Origin of the sequence: Dietzia sp. WMMA184 (genome assembly GCF_002441635.1) — a bacterium.
Taxonomy (GTDB): domain Bacteria; phylum Actinomycetota; class Actinomycetes; order Mycobacteriales; family Mycobacteriaceae; genus Dietzia; species Dietzia kunjamensis.
This window is the reverse complement of record NZ_NXEI01000001.1, coordinates 976,417-1,001,115: the sequence shown is the minus strand read 5'-3', so window position 1 is coordinate 1,001,115 and position 24,699 is coordinate 976,417. Positions and strand designations below refer to the sequence as shown.

At 72.0% G+C, this 24,699-nt stretch carries 21 protein-coding genes, 1 tRNA gene and 1 other RNA gene; 15 read left to right on the top strand and 8 right to left on the bottom strand.

Annotated features, from left to right (window positions below):
* Window positions 1-137 precede the first annotated feature (137 nt).
* Window positions 138-1,382: a CdaR family transcriptional regulator gene (locus CK206_RS04610; protein ID WP_096905693.1), complete on the bottom strand. Its 1,245-nt coding sequence runs from the start codon at window positions 1,380-1,382 to the stop codon at window positions 138-140.
* 5 nt (window positions 1,383-1,387) lie between these two features.
* Entirely contained in the window at window positions 1,388-4,183 is a 2,796-nt protein-coding gene (gene aceE, locus CK206_RS04605) for a pyruvate dehydrogenase (acetyl-transferring), homodimeric type (RefSeq protein WP_096905692.1), read from the bottom strand.
* 306 nt (window positions 4,184-4,489) lie between these two features.
* Between aceE and CK206_RS04600 the strand changes: the two genes are divergently transcribed.
* A complete protein-coding gene (locus CK206_RS04600) occupies window positions 4,490-4,924 on the top strand; it encodes a DUF3052 domain-containing protein (RefSeq protein WP_096905691.1) in 435 nt (144 codons plus the stop codon).
* Between the two features lie 97 nt (window positions 4,925-5,021).
* Window positions 5,022-5,094 (top strand) — tRNA-Val (locus tag CK206_RS04595).
* Between the two features lie 89 nt (window positions 5,095-5,183).
* On the opposite strand, the gene CK206_RS04590 is transcribed toward CK206_RS04595, so the two are convergent.
* From CK206_RS04590 to CK206_RS04580, 3 genes are read right to left on the bottom strand one after another with little or no spacing between them, the layout of a single operon-like run.
* Window positions 5,184-6,224 (bottom strand): SURF1 family protein, encoded by a 1,041-nt coding sequence (locus CK206_RS04590; RefSeq protein ID WP_096905690.1) that lies wholly within the window; start codon window positions 6,222-6,224, stop codon window positions 5,184-5,186.
* Between the two features lie 51 nt (window positions 6,225-6,275).
* Window positions 6,276-6,767, bottom strand: coding sequence for a low molecular weight protein-tyrosine-phosphatase (locus CK206_RS04585; protein WP_096905689.1), 492 nt, complete (start codon window positions 6,765-6,767; stop codon window positions 6,276-6,278).
* The gene (locus tag CK206_RS04580; RefSeq protein WP_096905688.1) at window positions 6,757-7,425 is read right to left on the bottom strand and encodes an HAD hydrolase-like protein; all 669 of its coding nucleotides are present in this window, start codon (window positions 7,423-7,425) and stop codon (window positions 6,757-6,759) included. Before CK206_RS04580 ends, CK206_RS04585 begins: the two co-directional genes overlap by 11 nt.
* An 86-nt stretch (window positions 7,426-7,511) precedes the next feature.
* Here CK206_RS04580 and cobC point away from each other — a divergent pair, with 86 nt between their 5' ends.
* The 6 genes from cobC to CK206_RS04550 all read left to right on the top strand — a co-directional run bounded on the left by cobC (window position 7,512) and on the right by CK206_RS04550 (window position 11,943).
* Window positions 7,512-8,630 (top strand): Rv2231c family pyridoxal phosphate-dependent protein CobC, encoded by a 1,119-nt coding sequence (gene cobC / locus CK206_RS04575; RefSeq protein ID WP_096905687.1) that lies wholly within the window; start codon window positions 7,512-7,514, stop codon window positions 8,628-8,630.
* A gap of 2 nt (window positions 8,631-8,632) precedes the next feature.
* Window positions 8,633-9,790 carry a Nif3-like dinuclear metal center hexameric protein gene (locus CK206_RS04570; protein WP_096905686.1) on the top strand — a complete coding sequence of 386 codons (1,158 nt, stop codon included), beginning with the start codon at window positions 8,633-8,635 and terminating at the stop codon, window positions 9,788-9,790.
* A gap of 11 nt (window positions 9,791-9,801) precedes the next feature.
* Window positions 9,802-10,533: a zinc ribbon domain-containing protein gene (locus tag CK206_RS04565; RefSeq protein ID WP_096905685.1), complete on the top strand. Its 732-nt coding sequence runs from the start codon at window positions 9,802-9,804 to the stop codon at window positions 10,531-10,533.
* A complete protein-coding gene (locus tag CK206_RS04560) occupies window positions 10,530-11,195 on the top strand; it encodes a histidine phosphatase family protein (RefSeq protein WP_096905684.1) in 666 nt (221 codons plus the stop codon). Before CK206_RS04565 ends, CK206_RS04560 begins: the two co-directional genes overlap by 4 nt.
* Before the next feature lie 49 nt (window positions 11,196-11,244).
* Window positions 11,245-11,671, top strand: an RNA gene (rnpB, locus tag CK206_RS04555) — RNase P RNA component class A.
* Between the two features lie 104 nt (window positions 11,672-11,775).
* Window positions 11,776-11,943: a hypothetical protein gene (locus tag CK206_RS04550; protein WP_096905683.1), complete on the top strand. Its 168-nt coding sequence runs from the start codon at window positions 11,776-11,778 to the stop codon at window positions 11,941-11,943.
* Window positions 11,944-11,973: 30 nt separating this feature from the next.
* Here CK206_RS04550 and CK206_RS04545 read toward each other — a convergent pair whose 3' ends face one another.
* Complete coding sequence (locus CK206_RS04545) at window positions 11,974-13,644, bottom strand: CYTH and CHAD domain-containing protein (protein WP_096905682.1); 1,671 nt, start codon at window positions 13,642-13,644, stop codon at window positions 11,974-11,976.
* Between the two features lie 113 nt (window positions 13,645-13,757).
* On the opposite strand from CK206_RS04545, the gene CK206_RS04540 reads away from it, so the two are divergent.
* The gene (locus CK206_RS04540; protein ID WP_096905681.1) at window positions 13,758-15,266 is read left to right on the top strand and encodes an NAD(P)/FAD-dependent oxidoreductase; all 1,509 of its coding nucleotides are present in this window, start codon (window positions 13,758-13,760) and stop codon (window positions 15,264-15,266) included.
* 62 nt (window positions 15,267-15,328) lie between these two features.
* Window positions 15,329-16,147 (top strand): SDR family oxidoreductase, encoded by an 819-nt coding sequence (locus CK206_RS04535; RefSeq protein WP_067714319.1) that lies wholly within the window; start codon window positions 15,329-15,331, stop codon window positions 16,145-16,147.
* A gap of 27 nt (window positions 16,148-16,174) precedes the next feature.
* Here CK206_RS04535 and pip read toward each other — a convergent pair whose 3' ends face one another.
* Both pip and panB read right to left on the bottom strand, forming a co-directional pair.
* Entirely contained in the window at window positions 16,175-17,185 is a 1,011-nt protein-coding gene (gene pip, locus CK206_RS04530; protein WP_096907283.1) for a prolyl aminopeptidase, read from the bottom strand.
* Window positions 17,186-17,190: 5 nt separating this feature from the next.
* A complete protein-coding gene (gene panB, locus CK206_RS04525; protein ID WP_067714199.1) occupies window positions 17,191-18,069 on the bottom strand; it encodes a 3-methyl-2-oxobutanoate hydroxymethyltransferase in 879 nt (292 codons plus the stop codon).
* A gap of 199 nt (window positions 18,070-18,268) precedes the next feature.
* On the opposite strand from panB, the gene glnA reads away from it, so the two are divergent.
* The 5 genes from glnA (at window position 18,269) to CK206_RS04500 (ending at window position 24,690) form a co-directional block, all read left to right on the top strand.
* Window positions 18,269-19,609 (top strand): type I glutamate--ammonia ligase, encoded by a 1,341-nt coding sequence (glnA, locus tag CK206_RS04520; protein WP_067714196.1) that lies wholly within the window; start codon window positions 18,269-18,271, stop codon window positions 19,607-19,609.
* 11 nt (window positions 19,610-19,620) lie between these two features.
* Window positions 19,621-22,710 (top strand): bifunctional [glutamine synthetase] adenylyltransferase/[glutamine synthetase]-adenylyl-L-tyrosine phosphorylase, encoded by a 3,090-nt coding sequence (locus CK206_RS04515; protein WP_096907282.1) that lies wholly within the window; start codon window positions 19,621-19,623, stop codon window positions 22,708-22,710.
* Window positions 22,711-22,792: 82 nt separating this feature from the next.
* Window positions 22,793-23,164, top strand: coding sequence for a hypothetical protein (locus CK206_RS04510; protein ID WP_254050477.1), 372 nt, complete (start codon window positions 22,793-22,795; stop codon window positions 23,162-23,164).
* A complete protein-coding gene (locus tag CK206_RS04505) occupies window positions 23,161-24,126 on the top strand; it encodes an endonuclease/exonuclease/phosphatase family protein (protein WP_096905679.1) in 966 nt (321 codons plus the stop codon). The genes CK206_RS04510 and CK206_RS04505 overlap by 4 nt, the downstream gene beginning before the upstream one ends.
* 15 nt (window positions 24,127-24,141) lie before the next feature.
* On the top strand, window positions 24,142-24,690 hold the full coding sequence (locus tag CK206_RS04500; RefSeq protein WP_096907281.1) for a DUF732 domain-containing protein: 549 nt from the start codon (window positions 24,142-24,144) through the stop codon (window positions 24,688-24,690).
* Window positions 24,691-24,699 lie beyond the last annotated feature (9 nt).

The following is a 24,699-nucleotide window of genomic DNA, read 5'->3' as shown; positions in this document are numbered from 1 at the left end:
CCCGCCCCTCTTAGGATGATGTTCCCCAAGCCAGAAACACAGCCGGGATTTTGTGCGCTTCCCACAAATGACGAGCTGGCTGGTCGTCCATCTCCGGTCGGTTCGGTTTCGTTACACCTTGTTACGGGAGTGATTTATCACGACTCCTGAGTGCTTCGGTCGGCGAACTTCCCGAGGACGAGGGCGATTCTCAGGACAAAAGCGTCCCTCGCGTTAAGTGGGTCGAATTTGGTGATTTGACTCACTCTCTTGAGGCGGTACCGCACGGTGTTGGGATGGACGTACAACTCGCGGGCACACGCCTCGACGTGCCCACCGGAGTCCAGATAGGCCCGGAGGGTGTTCTCGACCGAGGTGTCTGCGCCCCTCAGCGGTGTGACGACCCGGTCGACCAACATCGTCGCCGCGCCCCGGTCGCCGGCGAGGACCCGCTCGGGCAGGAGGTCGATCGCCGCGACCGGTCGGGGGGCGCCGGGCCAGCCACAGACCGCCGCCACGCCGGAGAGCGCCTCGGTCGCGCTGTCCGGGGCCTCGGCGAGGGAGCTCACCGTGTGCCCGACGACGACCGGCGCGTCGGGTGAGAAGGAGTCGAGGACCTCGGCCGGGACGGCGGAGGAGGACTCGAGCTCCCCGGAGAGGATGACGACGAGGCGCGCGCCCTGCACCACGGCCAGTGCGTGGCGGCCGGCCGCGACCGCGGCTTTGTGCGCGGCGGGCACCGACGCCAGTCCGAGTTCCTCACGGGGCCTGCCGACGATCACCGTCGCCGCGGTGGTCGGGTCCCAGTTCAGGGCCGAGGCACCGGAGGCGAGGTCGGCATGACGATCACCGCGGACCACGGCGTCGACCAGCATCGCCTCCATTCGGGTGTCCCAGGCTCCCCGGTTCTCCGCGGCGGCGGCGTAGACCGCCGCCGCGGTGAAGCCGAGTTCACGGCCGAACTTGAGCACCGCGGTGATCATGAGTCCGCGTTGGCGCTCGTTGTGGGTGATCCGTGGCATCACCAGCTCGAAGTACTCACACGTCGACCGGACGAGCTGGACCGTCTGCTGCAGGGTCAGCCCCTGGCCGAGCCCCTTGGGGAGCAACTTGAACCCCGCGATGGTGTCCGTGTGCGGGGCCTCGGGGTTGCGCATCCAGGTGACGAAGTCGCGCACCGCGCTCTGGATGATCAGCTGGATCTCGGCCCGCTGGTCGGCGGACAACTCGGCGAAGAACGCCAGATCCTGTTCCAACGCGCGGACCGCCTCGGTCGACAGGGTCCCCGAGTACCGGGTGATGCGCTTGAGCAGGGCATCGGAGACGGGACGATCGTCCGGCGGCGTCGCGGAGCGCCGCCGGACGGGATGTGCGTCCCTCTCTCCGGTCCCGGGGTCGGCCATGTCTGTCACGCCACTCCGGGGTCCGTCGTCGGCTCGGGGGCGGCCATGACGTCGTCGATCCGGTACAGACGCGCCGCCTCGAGCAGGGTGGTCTTGTCGATGGCACCCTCACGGGCCAGGCCCGCGAGCACGGCCACGACGATCGACTCGGCGTCCGTGTTGAAGAAGCGGCGGGCCGCGGGCCGGGTGTCGGAGAACCCGAAGCCGTCACATCCGAGCACGGTGAAGTCACCGGGGACCCAGGCGCGGATCTGGTCCGGGACCGCCTTCTGGAAGTCGCTCACCGCGACCTTCGGACCCTCGGCCGAGGCCAGGGCCGCGGTGACGAACGGGATGCGCGGCTGCTGATCGGGGTGGCGGAGCTCGTGGCGTTCGCACTCGAACCCGTCACGGGCGAGCTCCGTCCATGAGGTCGCCGACCACAGGTCGGCCGCGACGTCCCACTTGTCGGCGAGCATCTTCTGCGCCTCGACCGCCGCATACATCGCCACGCCGGACGCGAGGATGGAGGCCTTGTGGCTCCCGGCCTCCGCCGCGCGGAAGCGGTACAGACCGCGCAGGAGGGCGTCGACGTCCAGGTCCTCGGGCTCCGCGGGCTGCGGGACGGGCTCGTTGTACAGGGTGATGTAGTACGACACGTTGCGGTCGATGCCGTCGGTCTCGGTCTCGTGGGCCGCGCCGGGGCCGTACATGCGCTCGATGCCCGCGCGCATGATGTGGGCGACCTCGTACGCCCATGCCGGGTCGTAGGAGATGATCCCCGGGTTGGTCGCGGCCAACAGCGGGGAGTGGCCGTCCATGTGCTGAAGGCCCTCGCCGGTGAGCGTGGTGCGGCCGGCGGTGGCGCCCAGCAGGAAGCCGCGGGCGAGCTGGTCGGCGGCGGCCCAGATGCCGTCGCCGGTGCGCTGGAACCCGAACATGGAATAGAAGATGTACAGAGGGATCATCGGCTGGCCGTGGGTCGCGTACGCGGTCCCGGCGGCGGTGAACTCGGCGACGGACCCCGCCTCGCTGATGCCCTCGTGCATGATCTGGCCGTCCTTGGCCTCCTTGTAGCTCAGCATGAGGTCGTGGTCCACCGAGGTGTAGTTCTGCCCGTGCGGGTTGTAGATCTTCAGGGTGGGGAACCACGAGTCCATGCCGAAGGTGCGGGCCTCGTCGGGGATGATCGGCACGAAACGGTCGCGCAGGGACTCGTCGCGCATGAGCTCCTTGGCCGTCCGCACGAGCGCCATGGTGGTGGCGACGGCCTGCTTACCCGACCCCTTGCGGAGTGACTTCAGGGCGTCGATGCCCGGCACGGCCAGGGGGGTGAAGGTCTGGCGCCGCTCGGGGACGTGCCCGCCGAGGGCGGACCTGCGGTCCAGCATGTAGCGGATCTCCGGCGAGTTCGGCCCCGGGTTGTAGTAGGGCGGCTGGGTCGGATCGGCCTCCAGCTCCTCGTCGGTGATGGGGATCTGCTGCTTGTCGCGGAACAGTTTGAGGTCGTCGAGCGTCAGCTTCTTCATCTGGTGGGTCGCGTTGCGGCCCTCGAAGTTCTGGCCCAGTCCGAAGCCCTTGATGGTGTGGGCCAGGATGACCGTCGGCCGGCCGGTGTGCTCGAGCGATGCCTTGTACGCGGCGTGGATCTTGCGGTAGTCGTGACCGCCGCGGCGCAGCGCCCAGATCTCGTCGTCCGTCATGTCCTCGACGAGCTTGGCGGTGCGGGGGTCGCGGCCGAAGAAGTGCTCGCGGATCCAGGCGCCGTCGTTGGCGCGGAAGGTCTGGTAGTCGCCGTCGGAGACCGAGTTCATCAGCGAGACGAGCGCGCCCTCGGTGTCCTTGTCGAACAGGGCGTCCCATTCGCGACCCCAGACCACCTTGATGACGTTCCAGCCGGCGCCGCTGAAGTACGACTCCAGCTCCTGGACGATCTGGCCGTTCCCTCGGACCGGCCCGTCGAGACGCTGGAGGTTGCAGTTGATGACGAAGGTGAGGTTGTCGAGGGCGTCGTTCGCGGCGATCTGCAGCGCGCCGCGCGACTCGACCTCGTCCATCTCACCGTCACCGAGGAACGCCCACACGTGCTGCTGCGATGTGTCCTTGATGCCGCGGTTGTGGAGGTAGCGGTTGAACCGTGCCTGGTAGATGGCGTTGATCGGCCCCAGACCCATCGAGACCGTGGGGAACTCCCAGAACTCGGGCAGCGAGCGGGGGTGGGGGTAGGAGGGGAGTGAACGCCCCGGATGGCTCTTCTCCTGCCGGAACCCGTCGAGGTCCTGCTCCCGCAACCGGCCCTCGAGGTAGGCCCGGGCGTACATGCCCGGGGAGGCGTGGCCCTGGAAGTAGATGTGGTCGCCGCCGCCGGGATGGTCCTTGCCGCGGAAGAAATGGTTGTACCCCACCTCGTAGAGCGGGGCCGCCCCGGCGTAGGTGGAGATGTGACCGCCCACGCCGATCCCGGGCCGCTGGGCGCGGTGGACCATGATGGCGGCGTTCCACCGGATCCATCGACGGTAGGTCCGCTCCACCGCCTCGTCGCCGGGGAACTCCGGCTCGAGGCTCGTGGGGATGGTGTTGACATAGTCGGTGGACGTAAGGGCGGGCAGCGGAACACGCTGCTTGGAGGCCCGCTCGAGGAGACGCAGCATGAGGTAACGGGCGCGCTCGGGCCCGGCCTCGGCGAGCAGGCCGTCGAGCGAGTCCATCCACTCCTGGGTCTCCTCGGGGTCGGAGTCCGCCAGGTAGGAGGCGACCCCTTCCCGGAGAATCGGCACGTTGGTGGGGGCGGTCCCGTCCCGTGGGCCTTCGTTTCCGCTCATGCGTATCGTCCTCACTTCTGTGATTCGTACCGTGGCCGCCCGGTGGGGCCACCACATGTCGTGGTACATCGTCGGGCCCGGGCCGCGGCCCGCAGGTGTGGGCGGATCGCGTCGGGCTCGGGGCGGGCCACCGTAGGCCCACCGGTTCCGATTGTGCCCCAAAGCGTGACGCGCGACACCGTCGCCTGAGCCGACACACCGACAAATGGGCGGTAGTCGTTTCCCCGGCGGGTGTGCGCGGGTAGTGTTCCTGGTCAGCGAAAGACCCGAGAAGTAGCACGACGGAGTAGAGGGAGGAACACCACGGTGGTCGCCGCGGCGAACCAGCAGGACGGAGCGGACCAGGTAGCTGGTCAGCTCGAACTGACGGAGGGCATGCTCGTTCAGGAGGTCGGATGGGATTCCGACTGTGACGAGTCGATCAGCGAGGCCGTCGAGGACGCCGTCGGATCAGAGCTGCTGGAGGAGGACACCGATGAGGTGGTCGACGCGGTACTGCTCTGGTGGAGGGACGGTGACGGCGACCTGGTCGACCGACTCATGGACGTCATGACCCCCCTGGCGGACGACGGCTCGGTGTGGGTCCTCACCCCCAAGACGGGGCTCGACGGGCATGTGGTGCCCGCAGTGATCGCGGAGTCCGCCCAGACCGCGGGGATGCTGCAGACGCGCACCGCCGCGCTCGGGGACTGGGCCGGAAGCCGGCTCGCCCTGCGGAAGAACAGCATGCCCCGCAAGTGATCGCGGCACCCCGGACCCCTCGTGCGCCCCGGGGTGGGGCGCTGTCCCGGGTGGGATAATCTGACCGCACCGGCGCGATCGACGCGTCGGTGCGCACGCGCGCGTAGCTCAGCGGTTAGAGCTCTGGTCTTACACACCAGCGGTCGGGGGTTCGATTCCCTCCGCGCGCACCGATGACGAAGACCGACCGATGACAACCGGCCTATGACAACCGGCCTATGACAACCGGCCGCACCCGGTGCCGAGGGCTCGGCGCGGGTCAGGTCCGGAGGCGGTCCGCTCGGCGGAAGGCCCTGCGCTGCTCGGCGTCGTTGCGGTCGCCGTAACGGGCCCGCATCGCGCGTTCACGGGCGGACGCCTCGTCGAGCTCGGTGGCTCCCCGGCCGCCGCCGTCCGAGCCGCCGCCGTCCGAGCCGCCGCCCGACGCGTCACCGTTCGCGGGATCGCCGCCGCCGTCGCGGCCGAGGTCATCGGTGTCGCCACCCCGGGCGTCGGTCCCCGCGGTGGGCGTGGTGCCGTCATCCGGTGTCCCCGCCCCCTGATCGGCGTCGGCGGCCGCGACCTCGGCGTCGCGCCGCCGGGCCCGGATCTCCGCCCAGGCGAAGTAGATGAGCGCGGCCGGGGCGAGCACGCCGAAGGCCAGCCACTGCAGTCCGTAGGACAGGTACGGGCCGTTCTCGATGCCGGGGATCGGGGCGGGGGAGAGCGATCCGGGCTGGCCACCGGCCAGCTGCAGGTAGCCCTCCGACACGAGGTCGTGTCCGAGGGTGTCGCCGATGACGACCGGGTCCACCACGCGCACGGCGGGCAGTCCGGCCATCGGGACGGGCTCGGCCTCGCCGGGCTCGGTGACCCGCAGCCGGGCGGTGATCTCGACCTCGCCGGCGGGGGCGGCGGGATAGTCCGGTACCGCGTTGTTCTCCCCGACGAGCACGTATCCGCGGTTGACCAGCATGTCCGCGCCGTCCACGGGGTCGAACACCGTGAGAACCTGGTAGACCAGCTCGCCGTCCACCGACCGGAGTCGCAGCAATGCCTCGGAGTCCGGTCGCCACTCCCCGGTGAGGGTGACCAGGCGCCATTCGCGCTCGGCGTAGGCCTGCGGGCCGTCCACCACCTGCGCCAGCGGCGCGGGTTCGGCCTCGACGGATTCGGCCAGCCGGGCGTTGCGGGCGTCGAGATCGTCGCTCTTGCCCAGCTGCCACGGGGCCAGCAGCGCGAAGCACGCCCACGCGAACAGGGTCGCGGCGAGGACGCCGATCACCCATCCCGGGGTCAGGAAACGCCGCAGTATCCGCATGCTCCCAGGGTATCCGTCCCGGCCCGCCGGGTCCCGTGGCAGGTGTGCCCGCTACCCCGTGAGCTCGCGCACCTCGGCGACCAGCCCGGGCAGGGCCGCGGTGATCTGCAGGCGGGTGCGGGTGAAGCCGCTGTCGTCTCCGTAGTACGGGTCGGCCACGTCCGCGCCGGCGGCGCCGTGCTCGTGTGCGCGGGGGTCGTAGGACCGCAGCAGCCGGATCCGGCCCGGGTCGACACCCACCCGGCGCAGGTGGTCGCGGTGGCCGGTGTCGAGGGCCACCACCAGGTCGGCGTCGTGGTCGCCGGGGGACAGCTGCGAGGCCACGTGCCCGGTGTCGTAACCGTGGGCAGCGAGTTCGGCGGCGGCGCGCGCGTCCATGCCGTTGCCGACGTGCCAGTCGCCGGTGCCGACGCTGGAGACGGTCACCCGGTGGCCGAGCCCGGCGTCGTGGAACGCCCGGCGGGCAATGACCTCGGCCATGGGGGAGCGGCAGATGTTCCCGGTGCAGACGAACACCACCCGCACCCGCGACTCACCACCCACGGATGATCTCCTCCAGCGCCGCGGTGTCGACGGCCGACCAGTGGGCGCGGTCCCACTCGTCGGGCCGCCCGTAGCCCCAGCGCACGATCGCGGTCGGGACGCCGTAGCGGGCGGCGCCCTCGATGTCGTGTTCGCGGTCGCCGATCATGAGTACCTGCCCGGTCCCGCCGCCGTCGGCGGGCGTGGGGTCGACACCCATCGCGGAGAGGGAGTGCGCGATGACGTCGGCCTTGGCCATCCGGCCGACGGAGATGTCCGCCCCACCGATGAACTCGAAGGGGGCGGCCAGGTCGAAGTGCCCGAGGATCCGGCGCGCGGCGACCTGGTCCTTGCTCGTGGCGACCGCCATCCGGTAACCGTCGACGGCGAGTCGGTCGAGCAGCGCGTCCATCCCCGTGAAGACGGCGTTCTCCAGCCACCCCACCTCGTCGTAGCGCTCGCGGTAGGCCGCCACCGCCCGGTCCAGGTCGGCCCCGGCGAGGCCGAGCGAGGTCAACGTGTCGACCATGGGCGGGCCGGCGATGGAACGGATGTCGCGGTCGGAGTCCCAGCGCGCGCCCACCACGCCGAGCGCGTGGTGGAGGGACTTGGCGATGCCGTCGAGGGAGTCGGTGATGGTGCCGTCGAGGTCCACGAGGAGGATCGGGCGGTCGGTCATGCCGCCATCCTCCCAGAGTCCGCCGCGCGGGTTCCCCCGCCGGTCCGCGGCCGCGCGCCGTTCGTGGTCGTCCTACGCTTCCGGGAATGAGCGAGAAACCCGGAGAGCGTCCCGACCAGGCGTCGTGGGCGGCGCTGCGACACCACGGTGACGCCGAGCTGGTCCCCGGCGCCCTGGACTTCGCCGTCAACGTGCGCGGATCGGGGCCGCCGGGGTGGCTCCGCGACAGGTTGGCGGCCCGCCTCGCCGACCTGGGGGGATACCCCGGGGGCGACGACGACGAGGCCGCCGTCTCCGCCGTGGCCGCCCGTCACGGGGTCGGACGCGACCGCGTCCTGCTGCTGGGCGGGGCCTCGGAGGGATTCCACCTGCTCGCCGCCCACGCGGCCCGGAACCAGCTGCGAGCGGCGGTGGTGCACCCGTCCTTCACCGAACCGGAGCTCGAACTGCGACGGGCCGGCGTGCCGGTGGAGCGGGTCCTCCTGCCGGTTCCGTTCGACCTCGACCCCGGCCTCGTCCCCGAGGAGGCGGACCTCGTCGTCGTCGGCAATCCCACCAACCCCACCTCGGTGGCGCACCCCCGGTCCACCGTGGCGGCGCTGTGCCGGCCCGGACGGGTGACGGTCGTCGACGAGGCGTTCTGCGACATCCTCGCGGACGAGGCGGCCCACACCCTGGCCGGTGCCGACCTGCCGGGCCTCGTGGTGCTGCGGTCGCTGACCAAGACGTGGGCGCTGGCCGGCCTGCGCGTGGGGTACGCCGTCGGGGACCCGTCGGTGTTGGCCGATCTCGCCGCGCGCCGTCCGCACTGGCCCCTGGGCACTCTCCAACTGGAGGCCATCCGGGCGTGCGTCGGTCCGGCGGCCGATCCGGAACTCGAGGCCGCGCGGGCGCAGGTCGTCTCCGAGCGGGACACCATGGTCCGCGCCCTCGACGCCGCCGGGATCGAGGTGGCGGTGCCCCCGTCCGCACCGTTCGTCCTGGTCCGCACTCCGGCCGGGATCGACCCGATCGCGTTCCGGACCGGGCTCGTGCGCCGGGGGATCGTCACCCGCCGCTGCGACACGTTCCCCGGCCTCGACGCCACCTACCTGCGACTGGCGGTGCGGCCGGGCACGATGGTGGACGAACTCGTCGGAGCCTGGCTCGGACAGGTCGCGGGACGGACAGGTCCCGCTGCGGCGGGTGAACAGGAAGGGGAGTGACCATGACCACCGGCAGGCCCACCCTGGCCGACGTCATCGACCTGTTGGAGCACGCCTACCCGCCGCGGCTGGCCGAGTCGTGGGACCGCGTGGGGCTGGTCGCCGGGGACCCGGCGGCCGAGGTCGGACGGGTCGTCGTGGCGGTGGACGCCACCGACGCCGTGGTCGACCACGCGCTCGCCGAGGGCGCCGACCTGCTGCTGGTCCACCACCCGCCGCTCATGCGCGGCGTGCACTCCGTGGCCGCCGACACCCCCAAGGGCCGGCTGCTGCACAAGCTCATCGCCGGCGGGTGCGCGCTGTACTCCGCGCACACCAACGCCGACTCCGCACGGCCCGGCGTCAACGATGCCCTCGCCGACGTGCTCGGCCTGGTCCCCGGCCGCCCCCTGGCCCCCACCGGTGACGGCACCGTCGACCGGTGGGTGGTGACCGTGCCCGACGACGACCTCGACGACCTGCTGAACGCGGTGTTCGCCGCCGGGGCCGGACGGATGAGCGGCTACACCGAGTGCTCGTTCTCCGTCCAGGGCACCGGGCGGTTCCGTCCCGGCGTCGGCACCGACCCGACGATCGGCACCGTCGGCGAGCCCGAGCGGGTCTCCGAGACGCGGGTGGAGTTCGTGGCGCCGCCCGAGCTGCGGTCCGCGGTGCGGCGAGCCGTCCTGGCCGGGCACCCCTACGAGGTGCCCGCCATGGACGTGTTCGTCAACCACGCCGGACCCGGGCCGGGGCCCGAGGACACCGGGCTCGGGCGGATCTGCGAACTCGACGCACCGATGACGCTTGCGCAGTTCACCGAGCTCGTGGCCGAGCGTCTGCCCACCACCGAGTGGGGGGTCCGCGCCGCGGGCGACCCCGACGCCGAGATCAGGCGCGTCGCGCTGTGTGGCGGATCCGGCGACTCACTGTTGGGTGCGGCCCGCGCGGCGGGCGCCGACGTCTACCTCACCGGGGACCTGCGCCATCACGTTGTGGACGAGCACCTTCGCTCGGGCGGACCCTTGCTCGTCGACGCCGCGCACTGGGCGCTGGAGTTCCCGTGGTGCGCCCAGGCCGCGGCCCTGCTCGAGGAGGGGGCGGACCTCACCGCGACGGTGTGCGATCAACGGACGGACCCCTGGACGGTGGCCGCCGGGGGAGGGCGCGTGCAGCGGTAGTCTTGGCACCCATGAAGGCCGATCCCCACGACCAGCGTCGACTCGTCGACATCGCCGACCTCGACCTGCGCCTGGCGAGTCTCGAGCACCGGCGGTCGCAGCTACCCGAGCAGACGACCCTGGACGAGCTGGAGGCCGAGCGGCGGGCCGCCACCGAGTCCGTCGCCCGTGCCCGGATCCACCTGGAGGATCTCGACCGCGCACTCGCCAAGCTGCGGTCCGATCTGGAGGCCGTGCGCCGGCGCCGGGCGGCCGACTCCGATCTGCTGGCCAAGGGCGGCCTGTCCGAGCGGCAGGCCACCGAACTGGACTACGAGCTGCGTTCGCTGGCCCGCCGCCAGGAGGCCCTCGAGGGCGAGCTGGGTGAGCTGGGCGAACGTCACGAGGCCATGGAGGCCGACGTCCGCCACTCCGGGGCGATCGTCACCGACCTGGACGCGCGGATCGGGATGGCCGTGACGCTGCGCGACACCGCCCTCGCCGAGCTCGAAGACGCGGTCACCGAGACGATGGCCGAACGGGCCCGCGACGCGGAGACCGTCCCCGCCGACCTCCTCGATCACTACACCCGTAGCGCCGCGGAGGCGGGCCGAGGGGCGGCGATCCTCAACGGAGGCCGCTGCTCGGCCTGCGCCATGGACCTGGACCGGAGCACCGTCTCGGCGTTTCGGTCCGCCCCCGCGGACGAGGTCCTGAACTGCCCCGAGTGCGGCGTGATCGTGGTCCGCACCGACAACTCGTGAGCAGCGGACCGGGCTCCACCGGCGGGCCGGGCTGGACCGGCGCCACCGGGCGCCCCACCCGGATCGTCCTGGCCCGTCACGGCCAGACCCCGCTGTCGGTGGACCGGCGCTATTCGGGCCAGGGCGACCCCGAGCTCACCGAGTTGGGCGTCACCCAGGCCGAGCGCACCGCAGCCCGGCTCGCGGCACTGCCGGATCTCGCCGCGGTGGTCTCCTCCCCGCTGCGCCGGTGCCTGGGCACCGCCGAGCGGGCCGCCGACGCCACCGGCGTGCCCCTGGTGGTGGACGAGGACCTCATCGAGACCGACTTCGGGGGGTGGGAGGGGCTCACCTTCCGGGAGGCCGCCGAGCAGGATCCAGACCTCCACTCGCAGTGGCTGAGCGACACCGCCGTCGCGCCCCCGGGCGGCGAGAGCTTCGCCGTGGTGCGGGCGCGCGTCGAGCGGGGACTGCGGCGCATCGTCGCCGACCGCCCCGGCGGCGTGGTCGCCGTCGTCAGCCACGTCACCCCCATCAAACTGGCGATCCGGGCGGGCCTGGGCGCCGGTGACGAGCTGCTGTTCCGGCTGCACCTGGATCTCGCCTCCGTCTCCGACGTGCGTTTCTACTCCGACGGGCCCACCTCGGTGCACCTGGTCAACGACACCTCCCACCTCGTCTGAGCCCGCACCCCGACCGGCCCGCGCGGGCGACTAGACTCCCTGGGGCGAACGAGTCGGCCGGACGGCCGCGGACAGGGGAACCGGCGCTATCGGCGGCCAGGCCCCGGCCCGAGGAAAGTCCGGACTCCACAGAGCAGGGCGGTTGCTAACGGCAACCCGGGGTGACCCGCGGGACAGTGCCACAGAAAACAGACCGCCGCGCCTGCGGGCGCGGTAAGGGTGAAACGGTGCGGTAAGAGCGCACCAGCGCCCCGGGTGACCGGGGCGGCTTGGTAAACCCCGCCCGGAGCAAGGTCGAAGGTCGCACCGCTCGCGGTGCGGCTGCGCGGATGGTGTGCAGCGATGCACGGGAGGGCTGCTCGCCCGAGTCCGCGGGTGGACCGCTCGAGGTACCCGGTGACGGAGTGCCCAGATGGATGGTCGTCGCCCTCCGCCCGCGGAGGGCACAGGATCCGGCTTACAGGCCGGCTCGTTCGCCCCGTTCCCGGCAGGCGCCACCGCGGCGCGCGGTGGCGGGTCCGGACCCGGATAGTAGGGTCCGAGGTGACAAGCCCGTCGCGTCGAACCGAGGAGGCCCACCGTGTCGGACGAACAGTGGTACTACGACATCGCCACAGGTCAGGCGCAGCAAGGCAAGGTGACCAACTGGGACAACCGGATGGGCCCCTATGCCACGCGCGGCGAGGCCGAGGCGGCGCTGGTCAAGGCGAAGGCCCGCAACGAGGCCTGGGACGCCCAGGACGACTAGTACGAGCCCGGGAGGTCGAGCCGGGCTGTCCTACTTCTTCCCGCCCTTCTTCTTGCCGCTCTTCTTCTTGTCCTTCTTCTTCCGGCGCCGCCGTGCCGCACGCCGTGACTCGGACAGTTCGCGATAGGCGGCCGTGACCGCCGCGGCGTCGCTCTCGAACCCCTCGAGGGTGCGCTCGGAGAACGCCCGCTCGTGCTCGAAGAGCACGCCGAGGCCGAACGTCGACTCACCGGCGAACTCGGCCCGCCGCGCGATGCGCCGGATCCACTGCCGGGTGGTGACGCTGTCCTGGACCTCCCCGAGCACCGTGTGCAGCCGGTCGCAGGCCGTACGCAGCGGGGCCACCGTGAGGTCCTCCGTGTTCGGGACCGCACTGACGTTGCGGCGCAGTGCCTTGGCGCGCTTGCGCACGACGTGGGTGAGTTCCTCCCGCTGGGCCAGCGTCAGATCGAGGGAGTCCAGGTCGCGCTCGGTGCGAGTGCGGACCTTGGTGAACTTGGAGAACTGCCGGTCCACCCCGCGCAGCAGTGTCTCCTCGGCCTCGCGCCGCTTCCTACCGCCCTTCGACGGAGCACCGCCCTTCGACGACGCCCCGCCCCCCACTGCGGCAGGGCCGGTGCCGGCGACGCGGACCAGCTCGTGGAGTCGGTCGACCACGTCGAGGTACCGGTCGGAGAGCAGCGCCGCGGTGACGCGTTCGCCCGCGCGCTGCTCCTCGAAGTCCAACTCGGTGCGCAGGAGATGCCGGGTCCGCGCGGTCACCACGTCCTCGGGGTAGTCGGCTGCCAGCTCCCCGAGCCGTTGGTCGACCACCTGGATGTCCCGGGCCTTGCCCAGCACCGCGGCGAGCTCCTTGAGCTCGGCGAGGAGCGCGGCCGGGTCGATGTCGGTGCCGGCGGTCTCCGCCCCGAGCTCGTCGGCGTACGAGCTGATGGTGCTCCGCAGGCCACGGACCGCGACGCGCATCTGGTGGACGCCCACCACGGTGACGCGCCGGGCCGCCGGATCGTGGTCGAGGAGTTGCTGCAGGTCCTGGACAAGGGCGTCGCGCACGGGCGAGACGCCGCGCTCGTAGAGGTCGGGGAGTGGGCCGATGGTGCGGGCGAGTTTGGACGACGACGACGAGGCGTGAGCCCCGGCGTCCGCGCAGGCGGCGGCGACGGTCGCGAGGAGATCGTGTGCATCGGGTCGCGCCGGATCGACCAGTTCGGTCTCCCATTCCCGCCATCCCGCCGTTGATCCGCCGGCGACGAACGACTCGGTGGAGACACGGTCGTCGCAGAACTCGATCACCGCGGCCCCGTCGGGGTCCCGCAGCGTGAGGACCTGCCGGCGGTTGTCGATGCGGGCGACGGGCTCGAGGGTCCGACGGCGGACCAGCCCGGCGACGGCCGAGACGAGCTCCGCGGGGACGACGTCGTCACGGGGGTCGCCGTCGCCGAGCGGGGCCTGCAGTTCGACGCGTCCCGCCCGGTCGGGCAGTTTGAGGTGCCAACCCTCGTCGTCCCCGCCGGTGCGGCGCCGGAGTGTGACCTTGTGCCGGGTGAGCGAGAGGTCCGCGGTGTCGTAGTAGGTGGCGGAGAGCTGGTGCTCCACCGGGACGTCCGCGACGAGAGGCGCCAGGGCGTCGACAGTGGGCAGCGGGGTGTGCTCGTCGACCTCGAACTTGCTCTCGACCTCGACGGTCTCGTTGATCGTCATGGTCCGGTTGTATCAGTAAAGGATGAACACCGGCAGTGAGCGCCGCCCCTTCCGGACTTACCGGCGGGTAAGGTCAGTGGCTACGGTCACACGTTCGTCGTAAGGGAGAGACTGTGGATCAGCCGAAAATCGTCGACGTCCTGGTGGTGGGGGCGGGGTTCTCCGGACTCGGTGCCGCCATCCGGCTCGCGCAGGAGGGCTTCGACGACCTCGTCGTCCTCGAACGCGGCCCCGACGTCGGCGGGACGTGGCGCGACAACAGCTATCCGGGCGCGGCGTGCGACGTCCCGTCCCACCTGTACTCGTACTCGTTCGCCCTCAACCCCGACTGGTCACGGGCCTTCTCGCCGCAGGGCGAGATCTACGACTACATCCGGAAGGTCACGCACGAGGCCGGGGTGCGCGAGAAGATCCGCTTCGGCGTCGACGTCACCTCGGTGGACTACGACGAGTCCCGCGGCCGGTGGACGGTGCGCACCAGCGAGGGGGAGTACGACGCCCGCGTGGTGGTGCTGGGCGTCGGCGCACTGTGCGAGCCCAGGCTCCCGGAGATCGACGGCGTCGGCGACTTCGCCGGGCCCGTCTTCCACACCGCCCGCTGGGATCACTCGGTGACGCTGGCCGACAAGCGAGTCGCGGTGATCGGCACGGGCGCCTCGGCGATCCAGGTGGTGCCGTCCATCGCCCCGACCGTGGCGCACCTCGACGTCTACCAGCGCACCGCGCCCTGGGTCCTGCCCCGGATGGACCGGCAGTACCCCCGGTTCGAGCGGTCGCTGTACCGCCGGGTGCCCGGGTTGCAGCGCGCGGTGCGGGCCCTGCAGTACGCCAGCCGCGAGTTCCAGGTGGTGGGCCTGACCCGCACCCGCGCCGCGCTGGCGCCCATCAAGGCGCTCGGACGTGCGCACCTGGCGATGCAGGTGCGCGACCGTGCCCTGCGCGCGCGGCTCACCCCGCACTTCGAGATCGGGTGCAAGCGCATCCTGCTGTCCAACACCTGGTACCCGGCACTGTCCCGGGACAACGTCGACGTGGTCACCGAGCCGATCACCCGCGTCACCGAGGGCGGGATCGTCACCGGTGACGGGACCGAGCACCCCGCCGACGTCCTGGTGGTGGCCACCGGCTTCCACGTCACTGATTCACCGTTCTTCGAGCGCGTCCGCGGAACGGACGGGCGCACCCTGGCGGACAAGTGGCAGAGCGAGGGGATGGAGGCCTACAAGGGGACCACGGTCGCCGGCTACCCCAACCTGTTCGTCCTGGTGGGCCCCGCGACCGGACTCGGGCACTCGTCGATGATCTACATGATCGAGTCCCAGCTCAACTACCTCGTGGACGCGCTGCGCACCATGCGCGACCGCGGCCTGCAGACCGTCGAGGTGCGTGCGGCCGTCCAGGACGCGTACAACCGCGAACTGCGCGACAGCACCGGCGAGACCGTGTGGGTGACCGGCTGTAGGAGCTGGTACCTCGACGACAAGGGCAACGCGCCGGCCGTGTGGCCGGACTACACCTTCACCTTCCGCAACCAGACCCGGGAGTTCGACCTGAGCGCCTACCGGCGGACCGCGGCCGACGCCACGGCCGCGACGCGTACCGGGCAGGAGGCCCTCCGGTGAGCGCCCCGATCGGCAGACTGTTCGGCTCGGTCGGGTCGCTGGCCCGCCGCCCCCGCTGGCGGATGGACGGCAAGGTCGTCGTCGTCACCGGCGCCGGCTCGGGGATCGGGCGCGAACTGGCGCGCGAGGCCGCGCGGCGCGGCGCCCGGTTGGCACTGAGCGACATCGACGCAGACGGACTGGCCCGGACCGTCGAACTCGCGCGCGGTGACGGCGCCACCGACGTGCACTCGCAGCGTCTCGACGTCACAGAACAGGCGATGGTCGCCGAGTACGCGGGGGCGGTCGCCGAGCACTTCGGCGTGGTCCACCTGGTCGTCAACAACGCCGGCATCGCGTTCACCGGGGCGGTCGAGCAGTCCGGCTACAAGGACATCGCCCGCGTGATGGACGTCGACTACTGGGGCGTCGTGCACGGCACCAAGGAGTTCCTCCCGCACCTCATCGCCTCCGGCGACGGCCACCTGGTCAACATCTCCAGCATCTTCGCGTTCCTGTCCGTGCCCACCCAGAACGCCTACAACGCGGCCAAGGCGGCGGTCCAGCAGTTCACCGAGTCCCTGCGGATGGAGATGATGGCGGCCGGGCACCCCGTCGACGTCACCTGCGTCCACCCGGGCGGGATCAAGACCGCCGTCGCCCGGAGCGCCGGCGCGGCCGAGGGGCTGGACAGCGCGAACTTCGCCGCGATCTTCGACGCGAAGTTCGCGCGCACCGAGGCGTCGACGGCCGCGCGGGTGATCCTCGACGGCGTCGAGCGACGTAGGGCGCGCGTGCTGGTGGGGGTCGACGCCCACCTGCTCGACGCCCTGGTCCGGCTGTTCCCGACCGGCTACCAGAAGGGAACGGTCGCGATGACGCGCCGCTTCGGGGTGGTCTGAGACGGGGGCGCGCCCGGCCCGGGCGCCTCAGGGCCGGAAGCGGTCCGTGGCCTCCAGCAGGTGGTGCGTCGTGCCGGGTTCGGCCATCGCGTGCCCCGCGTCGGGGACGATGTGCAGCTCCGAACCCGGCCACGCCGCGTGCAGTTCCCACGCGCTGGCGACCGGGCACACCACGTCGTAGCGGCCGTGGACGATCACGGCGGGCAGGTGGGCGATCCGGTCCATGCGGTCCAGGATCGCCCGGCCCCGCAGGAACGCGTCGTGGACGAAGTAGTGGTTCTCGATCCGGGCAAAGGCCAGGGCGAAGCGATCGGGGTCGCCGCCGGTGCCGGCGGGTCGGGGGAGCAGGGTCGAGGTGGACGTCTCCCACGTGGTCCACGCGCGGGCCGCCTCGAGTTCGACCTGCGGATCCCCGCAGTGCAGGAGCCGGTGGTAGGTCGCGACGTGGTCGTAGCCCGGCTGATGGACGGCGTCGGGGCCGTCCGCGGCGAGCAACGGCGCGAGGTAGCCCTCCCACACGTCCGGGAACAGGTGCGCGGCCCCACCGCGGTAGAACCAGTCGATCTCGCTCGGGCGGCACAGGAAGACGCCGCGCAGGATCAGACCGCGGACCCTGGAGGGATGCTCCTGGGCGTACGCCAACGCCAGGGTGGAGCCCCACGAGCCGCCGAAGACCAGCCACTCCTCGACCCCGAGGTGCTCCCGCAGGCGCTCGAGATCGTCGACCAGGTGCCAGGTGGTGTTGACCGTCAGGTCCGCGCCGTCGGCGACGTGCGGGGTGCTCCGCCCGCACCCCCGCTGGTCGAGAAGGATGATCCGGTAGGCCGCCGGGTCGAACATGCGTCGGTGCTCGGGCGTCGTCCCGCCACCGGGTCCGCCGTGGACGAACAGGACGGGGGCGCCGTCCGGGTTGCCGGAGCACTCCCAGTACACGTGCTGCCCGTCGCCCACGTCGAGCATCCCGCTGTCGTGGGGCTCGATCGCCGGGTACGGGGCACGGCGGGCGGCCCCGTGTCCGCTGTCGGTCGTCGGTGCCATCACGGTCAGAAGGAGTGTTCGGCGCCGGGGAAGGCGCGCGAGCGGACCTCGGTGCCGTACTCGCGGGCGGCGTCACGCAGCGTGTCGGCCAGCTCGGCGTACCGCTTGACGAACTTCGCGGTGCGGCCCGTGCTGTGCCCGGCCATGTCCTGCCAGACCAGCACCTGGGCGTCGCACCCGTTGCCGGCCCCGATGCCCACGGTGGAGATCTCCAGTTCCGCGGTCACCTCCCGCGCCAGGTCGGCGGGCACCATCTCCATCACCACGGAGAACGCCCCGGCCTCCTGGACGGCGCGGGCGTCGGCGCGCAGCTGATCCGCCGCGTCGCCGCGACCCTGGACCCGGAACCCGCCCAGCCCGTTGACCGACTGCGGCGTGAAGCCGATGTGCGCCATCACGGGGATCCCGGCGTCGACGATCGCCTTGATCTGCGGGACCATCCGCACGCCGCCCTCGAGCTTGACGGCCTGGGCTCCGCCCTCCTTCATCATGCGGGTGGCCGCGGCCACGGCCTGCGTCGGCGAGGCCTCGTAGCTGCCGAACACCAGGTCCGCGACGACCAGTGCCTTCGGGGCGCCGCGGGTGACGGCCCGCACCAGCGGGATCATCTCGTCCTCGGTCACCGGGACCGTCGTGTCGTAGCCGTAGACCACGTTGGCGGCCGAGTCGCCGACGAGCAGCACCGGGATCCCGGCCTCCTGGAACAACCGCGCGGAGACGAAGTCGTAGGCGGTGAGCATCGGCCACGGCTCGCCGGCGGCCTTGAGCTCGGCGAGGTGGTGCAGACGGGTGACCCGGGTCAGGCCCTGCGGCCCGTCGCCCTTCGGCGTCTGGTCCGGTGCGCCGCCGGCGCCGTAGACCGGGGAGTCGGGGGTGTCGCTCATGGGAGTGTGGCCTTCCTTCGGTGACCTCGAGGCCGGCTGGAGCGCCGGTACCCGGGTGGACAGGGGGCGGTGACGTGCGCGGCGGGATCCGTGCGCTGTCGCGGACGAGTCTGCCACGACCGGCACGGAGGGGTCCGGTGGGCGTCGGGGCGGGCGGATGTCACACGCTCGTAACACGACAGGCACTAGGTTGGACCGCATGAACCGCCAGCAGGAGTACGTTCTCAGGACCTTGGAAGAGCGCGACATCCGGTTCGTCCGGCTCTGGTTCACCGACGTCCTCGGCACCCTCAAGTCGGTCGCCGTGGCGCCGGCCGAACTCGAGGGCGCCTTCGGGGAGGGGATCGGCTTCGACGGCTCCGCCATCGAGGGCTTCTCCCGGGTCTCGGAGGCGGACACCGTCGCCAAGCCCGACCCGTCGACCTTCCAGGTGCTCCCGTGGGCCCACGCCGACGGCAAACAGCACTCCGCGCGCATCTTCTGCGACATCTTCAACCCGGACGGCAGCCCCAGCTGGGCCGACCCCCGGCACGTCCTGCGGCGTCAGCTCAGCAAGGCCGCCGACCTCGGGTTCTCGTGCTACGTGCACCCCGAGATCGAGTTCTTCCTGTTCAAGGACCTGGACACGGACGGCGCGGAGCCGGTGCCCACCGACAACGGCGGTTACTTCGACCAGGCCGTGCACGACTCCGCCCCGCACTTCCGGCGCCACGCGATCGAGGCGCTCGAGGCGATGGGCATCTCGGTGGAGTTCTCCCACCACGAGGGCGCGCCGGGCCAGCAGGAGATCGACCTCCGCTACGCCGACGCCCTGAGCATGGCGGACAACATCATGACGTTCCGCTACGTGGTCAAGGAGGTGGCCATGAACAACGGGGTGTGGGCGTCGTTCATGCCCAAGCCCCTGCGTGACCACCCGGGCTCGGCCATGCACACCCACATGAGCCTGTTCGAAGGCGACGCCAACGCGTTCCACGACCCGGACGACGAGTACCAGCTGTCCGATACCGCGAAGTCGTTCGTGGCGGGCATCCTCACCCACGCGCCCGAGTTCTCGGCGGTGACCAACCAGTGGGTCAACTCCTACAAGCGACTCATCGGCGGAGGCGAGGCCCCCACCGCGGCCACCTGGGGCCGGGCCAACCGGTCGGCGCTCGTCCGTGTGCCCATGTACACGCCCAACAAGGCGTCCTCGCGCCGCATCGAGGTGCGTAGCCCGGACTCGGCCTGCAACCCGTACCTGGCCTACGCGGTGATGTTCGCCGCCGGGATCAAGGGCGTCCAGGAGGGGTACGAGCTGCCGCCGGAGTCCGAGGACGACGTGTGGACCATGAGCCGGCGCGAGCGGCGGGCGATGGGATACACCGACCTCCCGGGCAGCCTCGAGCAGGCGCTGGACGCGATGGAGGAGTCCGAGCTCGTCGCCGAGGCGCTGGGCGAGCACGTGTTCGAGTTCTTCCTGCGCAACAAGCGGCGCGAGTGGCGCGAGTACCGCAACGACGTGACCCCGTACGAGCTGCGGCACTACCTCAACTTGTGACCGGGGGCGGCATCGTGAGCAGGGACTCCTCGCGCCCTCGGTTACCGAGCCCGGGTCGCCTCGGGCTGCTCGACGACCGGGCCGCGGACTGGCTCGACTACCTGGGGTGGACCGACGACGACGCGGTCCCGGTGCTGTGGTCGCTGTCCCGGGCTCCGGACCCCGACCTCGCTCTGGGAGCCCTGGTGCGGCTCCACGAATCACTCGCCGCCGGGTCCCACGATGAGAGTGGCTCTGCCCGCGCCCGCGCCGGTGCCGACGTCGCGGCGCTGGACGACGCGCTGCGATCCGACTCGCGGCTCCGGGCGCGGCTGCTGGGGCTGCTCGGATCCTCGAGCGCGTTGGGCGACCACCTCGTCGCCGAGCCCACTCGGTGGGCGCTGCTGCGCGGAGGACTGCCGACGTTCGAGGACGTTCTGGCCGACATGCTCGGGGCGGTCGAGGCCGTGCCCGAGCAGGCGGTGGAGGGCGCGCCGCCGCCGTCCCAGAGGGAGGACCTGCGCAGCGTCGGGACGTACCGCGCCGGGGTCATCGGCGGCGCCGCCGTCAGCGTGCTGCGCTCGACCTACCGCGACCACGTGGCGCTGCTCGCCGCGCACGACGTGGCCGGGTCGGTCGAGGACGACGAGCCCGTCCTGCCGTTCACCGAGGTGGGCCGGCGCCTGTCCGACCTCGCGGACGCCGCGTTGACCGCCGCTCTCGCGGTCGCGGTGGCCACCGTCCACCCGGACTCGCCGATGCCGGCGCGGTTGGGCGTGGTGGCCATGGGCAAGGGCGGGGCGCGCGAACTCAATTACATCTCGGACGTCGACGTGATCTTCGTGGCCGAGCCGGCCGACGCCAGGACCGGTCGCGTGGCGGGGGAGCTGATGCGCATCGGGTCCATGGCCTTCTTCGAGGTCGACGCGGCGCTGCGCCCGGAGGGCAAGTCGGGCGAACTGGTGCGCACCCTCGAGTCCCACACGGCCTACTACAAGCGTTGGGCCAAGACGTGGGAGTTCCAGGCCCAGCTCAAGGCGCGCCCCATGACCGGCGACCTGGCCCTGGCGGAGGAGTACCACGACACCGTCCACCCGATGGTGTGGACCGCCGCCGAGCGGGACGACTTCGTGCACGACGTGCAGGCGATGCGCCGGCGCGTGGAGGAGAACGTGCCCGAGGCCCTGCGCGAGCGCGAACTCAAGCTCGGACGCGGGGGTCTGCGCGATGTCGAGTTCGCCGTGCAGCTGCTGCAGATGGTCCACGGCCGCACCGACGAGGACCTCCGCGTCACCAGCACCGTCGATGCGCTCGGCGCGCTGCGCGACGGCGGGTACATCGCTCGTGAGGACGGCGCGGAACTGCTCGCCGCCTACGAGTTCCTCCGCCTGCTCGAGCACCGCCTGCAACTGCAGCGCTACAAGCGCACCCACCTGCTACCGGAGGACGACGACGAGGAGGCCTACCGCTGGCTGGCCCGCGCGGCGCACATCCGGCCGGACGGGCCCAACGACGCCGCGCAGGTGCTGCGGCAGAGTCTGCGCGAGCTGCGCCGCCGCGTTCGCCGCCTGCACTCCAAGCTGTTCTACCGCCCGCTACTGGACTCGATCGCCTCGTACGACGCCGAGGCGCTCTCGCTCAGCACGGAGGCGATGGAGCGTCAGCTGGCCGCACTCGGCTTCGCGGCGCCCCGCAATGCCTTGGGTCACCTGCGGGCGTTGGCGGGACAGAGCAGTCGCCGCGGCCGTATCCAGGCGCTGCTGCTGCCCACGTTCATGGAGTGGCTCGCGGACACCGCGGACCCGGACGCGGGACTGCTGGCCTACCGGCGACTGTGCGAGCAGAACGAGGAGATCACCTGGTTCCTGCGCACCCTGCGGGACGACAGCATCGTGGCCCGCCGCCTCGTACGGGTGCTGGGGACCTCGGCGTTCGTCGCGGGCCTGCTCATGCGCAACCCCGAGGTGATCCCCGACCTCACCGACGGCGCGCAGGGCCCGGTGCTCGTGGCCTCCAAGGTCTCCGACATCGCCTCCGCGCTCACCGCCTCCGCCGCCCGGCACCCCACTCCCGAGCGGGTCATCGCCACGGCGCGGTCGCTTCGCCGCGCGGAGCTGGCCCGGATCGGGGCCGCTGACGTCCTGCAGATGATCTCGGTACCCGACGTCGGGCGGCGACTGTCGGCCGTGTGGCGGGCGGTGCTCGAGGCGTCCCTGGCCGCCGTGGTCCGCGACATGATGCCCGAGGGCGGTGTGCAGCCGGCCCGCCTCGCGTACATCGGGATGGGGCGGCTCGGCGGGGACGAGCTGTCCTACAGCAGCGACGCGGACGTGATGATCGTGTGCGACCCGGTCGAGGGCGCCAAGGAGGACGAGGCGGTCCGGTGGGCCACGCAGGTGGCCGAGCGGGTGGGCAAGCTGCTGGCCTCGCCGTCGTCGGATCCCCCGCTGGACCTGGACGCCGACCTACGCCCGGAGGGCCGGAACGGCCCACTCGTGCGCACCCTGGCCTCCTACCGTGCCTACTACGCCAAGTGGGCCGAGACGTGGGAGTTGCAGGCGCTGCTGCGGGCCTCGTTCGCCGCCGGGGACCGCGAGCTCGGGCTGGATTTCCTCCACATGATCGACGAGTTCCGTTACCCGGAGCAGGGCGTGCCCCCGAAGGTCGTGCAGCAGATCCGCCGGATGAAGGCGCGGATCGACTCGGAGCGCCTGCCGCGTGGCGCGGATCCGGCCACCCACACCAAACTCGGCCGCGGTGGCCTGGCCGACGTGGAGTGGAGCGCCCAGTTGTTGACGATGCAGCACGCCGCCAGGGTGCCCGGGCTGCACACGACGTCCACACTCGAGGCACTCGACGCCGCCGCCTCGGCCGAGTTGCTGCCGGAGTCCGAGCGCGACGCACTGGTCGACTCGTGGCTCATGGCCGCCCACGCCCGCAACGCGTTGGTCCTGGCGCGCGGCAAGGCGGTCGACCAACTGCCGGGTCAGGGCTCGATCCTGGCGGCGGTGGCGATGATCTGCACCGGTTCCGCCGACGGCGCGGGGTTCCTCAACGAGTACCTGCGCGTGACCCGTCTCGGTCGCAAGGCGGTCGACCACGTGTTCTGGGGCGAGGACTGACGCCGGCCCCGGGGGTGAGCCGGGTCCGGGACCAGGGTCGTCCCTGATGCGGCAGGTGCTCCCACGCCGATAACCTGGGTCCATGCCTGTGACCATGAACCTCACCCTCACCCTCGACGGCGTGACCTACGGCGAGCTGTACGAGTTCGTCGACGCCGTCCGCGCCGCCGGGGTGCCGGCCGACGAGCGGGTCCGCTGCCTCGGTTCCGACGACAAGGGCGACCGCTTCGAGGTGGACCTCGGCCCGGACCGCCGCCGGGCAGGATCGGCCCGTGCGGCCTCCGGCGCGCTGGTGGGCCAGCCGCTGGAAGGTCCCGCCGCGCCCGGGGCTGCGTCGTCGTCCTCACCGACCGTGGCGTCGGTCGCCGAGACGGTGCGCTCGATGGTGCGTAACGGCGACGACCTGGACCGCGTGATCGCCGCGCTGGGGGACCTGCGCAAGTTCCTGCGTTGAGCCCTCGCCGCCCGGTCGCCCGGGCTGTCGCCGTCCTCGCCGCGCTCGTCGCCGGCGCGGGTGTGGCGCTACACCACTCCCGCTCGGAGATCCCGGCCGTACCGGTGCTCGCGAGCTTCGCGGTCGCCGCCTGGGCGTTCTCCCTGGTGGCCCTGATCGCGGCACTGCGTGCGCGGTCGGTGCTGCTCGGGATCATCGCCGTAGTGTTGGTGGGTGCCGGGGTGGTCCAGTACGGGCCACTCGTGGCACCGCCACGCCAGATCGACGACGACGAGGGCATCCCGATGCGGGTGATGGTGCAGAACCTCGAGTTCGGCCGAGCCGCCCCACACGACGTGGTCCGGGCCGTCCGCACCGGCGGGGTCGATCTGCTCATGACCGTGGAGACGACCCCGGAGGCGGCGGACGCGCTGCGCACGGCGGGTCTCACGGGGCTGCTGCCGCACGAGGCCGCCTCGACCGCTCCCACGACGCAGGGGGTCGCGGTGTGGTCGCGGTTCCCGCTCTCCCCGCCCGAGCGGGTCCCGGGCTTCAGCCTCGGGCTGGTACGCACCGAGATGGCGGGGCCGGGCGGCCCGGTGACGGTGGTGGCCGCGCACCCGGTGGCCCCGGTGTTCGACGCCCCCGCCGCCGTGGAGGAGGCCGATCGCCTGCGCTGGTACCTCGGCAGCCTTCCCGGGCCCGCGCCGGTGGTGGTGGGCGGGGATTTCAACGCCACCTGGGATCACGTGCGGTTCCGTGACCTGCGGGGCCTCGGGTACACCGACTCCGTCTCCGGCGGGAGTGACGGCTGGGTACCCACCTGGCCGGCGGGTCGACGGATCCCGCCGCTCATCGGGATCGACCACGTGCTGGCCCGCGGGGCGGTCGCGGTGGGGGACACGGACACCGTGGAGGTGGCCAGGACGGACCATCGCGGCGTGGTCGCGACGGTGCTTCTGCCCGCGCCGCGGGCTCGGTGACCTAGCATGCGCACCATGAGTTCACGCATCCGCCTGATCGCCAGCGGCGTCACCTCGGCCGCGGCGGTGGCCCTCCTCGCGGGGTGCGGCGGGGCGACGGTGGACGGTCAGGCCCCGGAGGTGTCCTCGGACCCGGCCGCGTCGGCCGCCTCGTCGTCGCCGTTCGCCGAGGAGCGGCCGGAGAAACCCACCGGTCCCGTCGCGCCCCCTCCGCCGCAGTCGCCGGCGCCCGAACCGATGCCGGGGGAGCCCGAACCACTGCCTCCGCCCGAGGACGCGCCCGGACCCGAGCCGGAACCCGCGCCCGCGGAGCCCGCGCCGCCGGCTCCGGGTGCGGGGGACTTCGTCGCCCTGCTCGAGCGGCGGGGTGTCGTCCTGCCCGAGGGCGTGGACCCGGTCGCCACGGCCACCGAGGCCTGCGGCCGGTTCGACGGCGGGCAGCAGATGGACGAGGTCTCCGGATGGCTGGGTGAGCGGGCCCGCCTCGACGCGGACGGCCAGGGCTTCTTCCTCGGCGCCGCGGTGGGGACCTACTGCCCGGAGAACTTCCCCAAGCTCGGCTGAGGCACGCCC

Excerpts from the sequence above, each read along its gene's own strand:
- CK206_RS04610 (WP_096905693.1), bottom strand. The coding sequence starts at position 1,382 with ATGGCCGACCCCGGGACCGGAGAGAGGGACGCACATCCCGTCCGGCGG.
- aceE (WP_096905692.1), bottom strand. The coding sequence starts at position 4,183 with ATGAGCGGAAACGAAGGCCCACGGGACGGGACCGCCCCCACCAACGTG.
- CK206_RS04590 (WP_096905690.1), bottom strand. The coding sequence starts at position 6,224 with ATGCGGATACTGCGGCGTTTCCTGACCCCGGGATGGGTGATCGGCGTC.
- CK206_RS04580 (WP_096905688.1), bottom strand. The coding sequence starts at position 7,425 with ATGACCGACCGCCCGATCCTCCTCGTGGACCTCGACGGCACCATCACC.
- cobC (WP_096905687.1), top strand. The coding sequence starts at position 7,512 with ATGAGCGAGAAACCCGGAGAGCGTCCCGACCAGGCGTCGTGGGCGGCG.
- CK206_RS04570 (WP_096905686.1), top strand. The coding sequence starts at position 8,633 with ATGACCACCGGCAGGCCCACCCTGGCCGACGTCATCGACCTGTTGGAG.
- CK206_RS04565 (WP_096905685.1), top strand. The coding sequence starts at position 9,802 with ATGAAGGCCGATCCCCACGACCAGCGTCGACTCGTCGACATCGCCGAC.
- CK206_RS04545 (WP_096905682.1), bottom strand. The coding sequence starts at position 13,644 with ATGACGATCAACGAGACCGTCGAGGTCGAGAGCAAGTTCGAGGTCGAC.
- CK206_RS04535 (WP_067714319.1), top strand. The coding sequence starts at position 15,329 with ATGGACGGCAAGGTCGTCGTCGTCACCGGCGCCGGCTCGGGGATCGGG.
- pip (WP_096907283.1), bottom strand. The coding sequence starts at position 17,185 with ATGGCACCGACGACCGACAGCGGACACGGGGCCGCCCGCCGTGCCCCG.
- panB (WP_067714199.1), bottom strand. The coding sequence starts at position 18,069 with ATGAGCGACACCCCCGACTCCCCGGTCTACGGCGCCGGCGGCGCACCG.
- glnA (WP_067714196.1), top strand. The coding sequence starts at position 18,269 with ATGAACCGCCAGCAGGAGTACGTTCTCAGGACCTTGGAAGAGCGCGAC.
- CK206_RS04510 (WP_254050477.1), top strand. The coding sequence starts at position 22,793 with ATGCCTGTGACCATGAACCTCACCCTCACCCTCGACGGCGTGACCTAC.
- CK206_RS04500 (WP_096907281.1), top strand. The coding sequence starts at position 24,142 with ATGAGTTCACGCATCCGCCTGATCGCCAGCGGCGTCACCTCGGCCGCG.